The following is a 6849-nucleotide window of genomic DNA, read 5'->3' as shown; positions in this document are numbered from 1 at the left end:
CTGATGCCGATCGTCTTGACGCCCTTGCTCTCGAGGAGCTTCTGGGTGCCGCCGGTGGCGATGATCTCCCATCCGAGCTTAACGAGCTCAGATGCGAACTCGACCACTCCGGTCTTGTCGCTTACACTGAAAAGTGCTCTTCTCATATTGTCAAGTTTCGTTTATTCGATTACTACCTTGCCGCTGTCGGTGATCGTGCCGATTACAGAGGCCTTCTCGCCATGTGCCTTGAGGATCTCGATTGCCTTAGGAGCCTCAGACTCGTCCATCGCGAGTACCATACCGATACCCATGTTGAAGATGTTGAACATCTCGCGGTGAGGGATCTGGCCATATTTCTCGAGGAGACGGAAGATAGGGAGGATCTCCCAGCTTCCTTCCTTGATCGCGAGACCCATGCCGTCCTGGAGGATGCGTGGGATGTTCTCGTCGAAGCCGCCGCCGGTGATGTGAGCCACGCCGTGAACGTCGCAGTTGCGGATCACGTCGAGTACCTGCTTCACGTAGATGCGGGTAGGGCAGATGAGCGCGTCGCCGAGAGTCCTCTCGCCGAGCTCCTCATAAGTGCTGCCGAGGTCGAGCTTGTTGTCTGCAACGACCTTCCTGACGAGGCTGAATCCGTTGCTGTGCACGCCGGTCGATGCGATACCTACGAGCACGTCTCCGACCTTCACCTTCGAACCGTCGATGAGCTTGCTCTTCTCCACGCAGCCTACGGTGAAGCCTGCGATGTCATATTCGCCACCCTCGTACATGCCTGGCATCTCAGCGGTCTCGCCGCCGACGAGTGCGCAGCCTGCCTGACGGCAACCCTCTGCGACGCCCGCTACGATAGCCTCGACCTGTGCAGGGTCGTTGTGACCTACTGCCACGTAATCAAGGAATACGAGAGGCTCGGCGCCCTGTGCGAGTACGTCGTTGACGCACATTGCGACTGCGTCGATACCTACTGTGTCATGCTTGTCCATCGCAAACGCGATCTTGAGCTTGGTTCCCACGCCGTCGGTGCCGCTCACGAGGATTGGCTCCTTGTAGCCGAGGGAAGCGAGATCGAACATTCCGCCGAATGAGCCGATGTTGCCCATCGAACCGGTACGCTCGGTAGATGCTACATGTTTCTTGATGCGTCTTACCACATCATAGCCGGCCTCGAGATTCACACCGGCTTTTTCGTAACTCTGTGCCATATATCTTTTCTTGTTTATTTACCTCTGAAATATCTTACTGCGTTCTCGAAGAGTGGGAGGAACTTCTCGCCATGGATGTTCTTGAGGAGGTTGTCCTCGTACCTCTCATGGTGTCCCATCTTTCCGAGTACCTGTCCGTCAGGGCTGATGATACCCTCGATCGCGTCGTTAGAACCGTTAGGGTTGCAAGGCGATTTCATGGTAGGGTCGCAGCCGTCGACATACTGGAATGCCACCTGACCGTTCGCGAAGAGCTCTGCTGCGAGTTCGTCGCTTACCCCGAACTTACCCTCGCCGTGGCTGACTGCGATGCTGTATACGTCGCCGCCCTCGAGACCTGCGAGCCATGGAGACGCGTTGGTCGAGATGCGGGTCGATGCAACTTGCGAGATATGACGGTTGATGTCATTGCGGAAGAGGGTAGGAGATGCTGTGGTCACATGACCGAGCCTTCCATAAGGGAGGAGACCTGACTTCACGAGAGCCTGGAAACCGTTGCAGATACCGATGATGAGGCCGCCGCGGTCAAGGAGTCTGTGGATGGCGTCGCCGACCTTCGCATTGTTGATCACGTTCGCGATGAACTTTGCGCTTCCGTCAGGCTCGTCACCGAGTGAGAATCCGCCGGAGAATGCGAGGATGTGGGCATTGTCGATTTCCTTCACCATCATGTCGATGGAGTCGAAGATAGCCTTCGAGTCAAGGTTGCAGAACACACCGAAACGGGTGACGCAGCCTGCCTTGCGGAATCCCTTGGCCATATCGTAGTCGCAGTTGGTTCCCGGGAATACAGGGAGGAATACGGTAGGATGCTCGACTGGCTCGCCCTTGTACTTGAGGACTTCCTTCTTGACGGCTGCGCCAGGAACAATGTTCTGCTTGAGGGCTGTAGCGGTCTGAGGATATACCTTGTCGTGCTTCATTCCGCACTCTTCCATGAGCTGTGCGACGCAGAAGCTCTCGCCGTTGATGATGAGCTTGCCGTCTTCGCGGACCTCACCGAGATAGAGAGCGTTCTCGTAGCAGAGTTCCTCGGCAGCCTCGACGAGGATTGAACCGAAGTCGTAGCTGAAGAGAGCCTTGTCGCAGTACTTGACCTCGGCACCCATGAGGTTACCGAAGCTTGACTTGCAGAGTGCCTCTGCGAGACCGCCTTCTCCGAGTGCCCATCCGGAAACGATCTTTCCGGCCTGGATGGCATCCTCGACGAAGATCCAGTTCCTTGAGAGCTGGTCGGTGTCAGGCATCCTGTCTGCGAGAGGAGTATGCTTTACGAGGTAGAGCTTGTTGCCTGCCTTCTTGAATTCAGGGCTGATTACGTTGCCGGTCTTCACAGGAGTGATACCGAAGGCAACGAGGGTAGGAGGGACGTTGATCTTCTCGAAGGTTCCGCTCATCGAGTCCTTACCTCCGATCGAAGGAAGGTTGAGAGCGATCTGCATCTTGAGGGCTCCGAGGAGTGCGCTCATAGGCTTGCCCCAGCTGTGTGGGTCCTGGGTCATCCTCTCGAAGTACTCCTGATATGAGAACCTCATTCCCTCATAGCGACCGCCGGCTGCTACTACCTTTGCGCAGGCCTCGACTACCGAGTACGCTGCACCGTGGTAAGGGCTCCAGCTGCATACGAATGGGTTGTAGCCCCATGCCATCATGCTGGCGGGTGTGGTATATCCGTCGGTCGGGAGCTTCTGTACCGATACCTGAGCCTCGGTGGTCTGGAGACGGCCTCCGAAAGGCATGAGCACGGTGCTTCGGCCGACAGTCGAGTCGAACATCTCGATGAGACCCTTCTGCGAGGTCACGTTAGGATCCTGCATGAGGGCGTGGAGACGCTCTGCGAGCGGCTTGTCACATGGCTTTGCGAATGGGTCGATGTCCTCGACAGCGGATACGGTGACCTTTGCGTAGTGCTTTGCACCGGCTGTGTCGATGAATGCGCGTGAGAGGTCAGCGACGATCTCGCCGTTGTTGAACATCCTCATGCGGCCTCTGTCGGTGACGTCGGCAACATAGGTGACCTCCACGTTCTCGCTGCGGCAGTACTGCTCGAACTGCACGCGGTCCTTGGCTTCGAGCACGACGGCCATACGCTCCTGAGACTCGCTGATCGCGATCTCTGTGGAGTTGAGTCCGCTGTACTTGGTAGGAACCCTGTCGAGGTAGATGTCGAGACCGTCGGCGAGCTCGCCGATAGCCACGCTGACTCCACCTGCGCCGAAGTCGTTCGACTTCTTGATGAGCTTGGTCACCTCAGGGCGGCGGAAGAGCCTCTGGAGCTTGCGCTCCTCAGGTGCGTTACCCTTCTGAACCTCGCTTCCGCAGGTCTCGAGAGAGCTTTCCTTGTGCTCCTTAGATGAACCGGTCGCACCACCGATGCCGTCACGGCCGGTACGGCCTCCGAGGAGGAGGATCACGTCGCCGGCTGCAGGACTCTCCCTGCGTACGTTATCGGCCTTTACGGCGCCAACTACGGCACCGATCTCAAGCCTCTTCGCGGTATAGCCTGGGTGGTAGATTTCGTGTACATGGGTAGTTGCGAGACCGATCTGGTTACCGTAGCTTGAGTAACCTGCGGCAGCCTTGCGCGAGATCTGCTTCTGTGGGAGCTTGCCAGGGATGGCCTCCGACACTTCCTTCCAGATGTCGCCTGCACCGGTGACACGCATTGCCTGGTAGACATAGCTGCGGCCTGAGAGCGGGTCACGGATCGCACCGCCGAGGCAGGTAGCTGCGCCTCCGAACGGCTCGATCTCGGTAGGGTGGTTGTGGGTCTCGTTCTTGAACTGGAGCAGCCATCTCTCGGTGACGCCGTCAACGTCTACGTCCACGAAGATGCTGCATGCGTTGTTCTCCTCGCTGACCTCCATGTCGTCGAGCTTGCCGATCTTGCGGAGATATCTCGCGCCGATGCAGGCCATGTCCATGAGGTTGAGACCCTTCTGGCTACGGCCGAGCTGCTCCCTGAGGTCGAGGTAGAGCTTGTATGTTCCTTCGATGTCGTCCTTGATGAATGACTCCTCGAAGTTGATGTCCTGAAGTTCAGTGGTGAAGGTGGTGTGACGGCAGTGGTCGCTCCAGTATGTGTCGAGGATGCGGAGCTCTGTCTCGCTTGGGTTGCGACCCTCCTGGGTGAAGTACTCCACGATGGTGCGGAGGTCGTCTGCGTTCATCGCAAGACCCTTCTCCTTGCAGTAAGGAGCGAGGTCCTCGTCCTTCATCTGGAGGAAGCCGTCGAGAGCAGGGATAGCCTTCACGTCGGCCTGCTCGCTGTCAGAAAGACGGCTGAGGTCCTTCTCGCGTGACTCCACTGCGTTGATGTAGTAATGCTTGACTGCCGCCATCTCGGCCTCGCTGAGGGCAGGCTCGAAGATGAGGAGCTTGGAGCTGCGGATCCTGATGTCTGCCTCAGGGTCTATGAGCTTAACGCAGTCCACTGCCGATGAAGCTCTCTGGTCGAACTGGCCAGGAAGGAACTCCACTGCGAGGTAGCTGCTGCCGTTGATAGGATTCACGTCGGTCACGTCGTCGGTCACGAGCTCACCGAACACGCTGTAGCGGCATTTCTCGATGAGTTCCTCGTTGAATCCGAAGAGATCGTACACGTTGAGCAGCCTGAGACCGCTGAGATTGAGCGAAAGGCTCTCGTTGAGCTCGCTGCGGAGACTCTCCGCCTCGACCCTGAAGCCTTCTTTCTTTTCGACGAATAATCTTGTGTTCATGGTTTAGAATTCAATTTTTGCGTCAAGTACCTTCTGAGTCTGCTTGCGGCGGAACTCGTCGAGCTTTGCACTGAGAGCCTCATCGTTGAGGGCAAGGATGTGGATAGCATAGAGGGCTGCGTTCTTGGCTCCGTCGATTGCCATTGTCGCTACAGGAATACCTGACGGCATCTGCACGATAGAGAGGAGAGAATCCATTCCGCCGAGTGCCTTTGACTTGATAGGAACGCCGATGATAGGGAGGGTGGTCATCGATGCGAGCACGCCGCCGAGGTGGGCAGCGCCGCCTGCAGCAGCGATGATGACTCCGTAATCGTTAGCCTTCGCGTTCTTCGCGAAATCCGCAGCAAGGTCTGGTGTCCTGTGAGCAGAAATCACGTGTACACTGTTCTCTACGCCGAATTCTTTGAGGGTTTCGGCAGCGGCTGACATTGTTCCCCAGTCGCTTGTAGACCCCATGATGATAGCTACCTTCATATCTTGAGTAAATTATTTTATTTCAATTTTTTAAACGCAGAAACCACTGCGCTGTCCGCGTAGTGGCTTCGTCATTATATTGCTGCCCTGCACCGACGCAGGACACGAGGCGCGTCCGGCGTGAAATGATTTCGTTTTCTTGTGCAGTGGAACATCTCTATTTTCTTAAGCCACAAATATAGGACAAAAATTCATTTTTGGTCAAATATTTTTTTGAACATTCTTAATATGGGTTAACTTTGTATTCCGAAACCATTGATCATCATTTTTGACCCACATGACCAAGATCGGAACCCCACTCTCTCCCATCGCCAAGAGAGCGCTTCTCTGCGGCTCAGGCGAGCTCGGAAAGGAAGTCGCAATCGAACTTCAGCGCTACGGCGTGGAAGTGATTGCACTGGACCGCTACGAGAATGCACCTGCTATGCAGGTAGCTCACAGATCCCATACTCTTTCAATGCTTGACGGCGCCCGTCTCCGCGAGATCATCGAGACCGAGAAGCCAGACCACATCATCCCTGAGGTCGAGGCCATCGCTACTCCTACTCTCGTCGCACTCGAGAAGGAAGGCTACAACGTCACTCCGACTGCGAACGCGACCCTCCTCACGATGAACAGGGAAGGCATCCGCAGGCTCGCTGCTGAGGAACTCGGACTCCCTACCAGCAAGTATGTGTTCGCAGACAGCTATGAGGACTTCCTCAAGGGTGTCGAGACCGTCGGTATACCTTGCGTCGTGAAGCCTGTGATGAGCTCTTCAGGCCATGGCCAGAGCACCATCAAGCGTCCTGAGGACATCCAGAAGGCGTGGGACTGCTCGCAGGAAGGCGGCAGGGCGGGAGCCGGACGCGTGATCGTGGAAGGTTTCGTCAACTTCGACTACGAGATCACTCTCCTCACCGTAAGACATTGCGCAGGCACCACCATGCTCGAGCCTGTCGGCCATCATCAGGTCGACGGCGACTACCGTGAGTCATGGCAGCCGCAGGCGATGAGCCCTGAGGCGATCGCAAAGGCCCGCGACATCGCGAAGAAGATCACCGACGCCCTCGGCGGATACGGAATCTTCGGTGTCGAGATGTTCGTCAAGGGCGACGAGGTCATCTTCAGCGAGGTTTCTCCAAGACCGCATGACACCGGAATGGTGACTATGATATCACAGGATCTCTCGGAATTCGCTCTCCATGCGAGGGCTCTCCTCGGACTTCCTATTCCTTCGGTAAGGTTCTACGGACCGAGCGCCAGCAAGGCCATCGTGGTCGAAGGCGACAGCAACCAGGTGGAGATAGGAAATCTCGAGAAGGTGCTCGAGGAGGAAGGCGTCCAGATACGCCTCTTCGGAAAGCCAGAGGTCCACGGCCACCGACGCTTCGGCGTCATCCTGGCGACCGACGAGACGGTGGAGCTCGCTCTCGCGAAGGCCGAAAGAGCTTATTCTAAACTTGAAATAAAAGTCTTATAGAACG

5 protein-coding genes are annotated in these 6849 nt (G+C 56.5%); 1 reads left to right on the top strand and 4 read right to left on the bottom strand.

Annotation, left to right across the window (positions count from 1 at the left end):
- From AC06ND_RS07375 to purE, 4 genes are all read right to left on the bottom strand, one after another.
- Positions 1 to 146 (bottom strand): hypothetical protein (locus AC06ND_RS07375; RefSeq protein ID WP_475678346.1); only part of this gene is annotated, 146 nt, incomplete at its 3' end.
- A 15-nt stretch (positions 147 to 161) separates the two neighbouring features.
- On the bottom strand, positions 162 to 1187 hold the full coding sequence (gene purM, locus AC06ND_RS07370) for a phosphoribosylformylglycinamidine cyclo-ligase (RefSeq protein WP_475678344.1): 1026 nt from the start codon (positions 1185 to 1187) through the stop codon (positions 162 to 164).
- 14 nt (positions 1188 to 1201) lie between these two features.
- The gene (locus tag AC06ND_RS07365; protein WP_475678343.1) at positions 1202 to 4906 is read right to left on the bottom strand and encodes a phosphoribosylformylglycinamidine synthase; all 3705 of its coding nucleotides are present in this window, start codon (positions 4904 to 4906) and stop codon (positions 1202 to 1204) included.
- A gap of 3 nt (positions 4907 to 4909) precedes the next feature.
- A complete protein-coding gene (purE, locus tag AC06ND_RS07360) occupies positions 4910 to 5383 on the bottom strand; it encodes a 5-(carboxyamino)imidazole ribonucleotide mutase (protein ID WP_475678342.1) in 474 nt (157 codons plus the stop codon).
- A 277-nt stretch (positions 5384 to 5660) separates the two neighbouring features.
- Between purE and purT the strand changes: the two genes are divergently transcribed.
- Complete coding sequence (gene purT, locus AC06ND_RS07355) at positions 5661 to 6845, top strand: formate-dependent phosphoribosylglycinamide formyltransferase (protein WP_475678341.1); 1185 nt, start codon at positions 5661 to 5663, stop codon at positions 6843 to 6845.
- Positions 6846 to 6849: the final 4 nt, after the last annotated feature.

Source organism: Candidatus Cryptobacteroides sp. (genome assembly GCF_056207615.1).
This window is presented reverse-complemented; position numbering and strand designations above follow the sequence as displayed.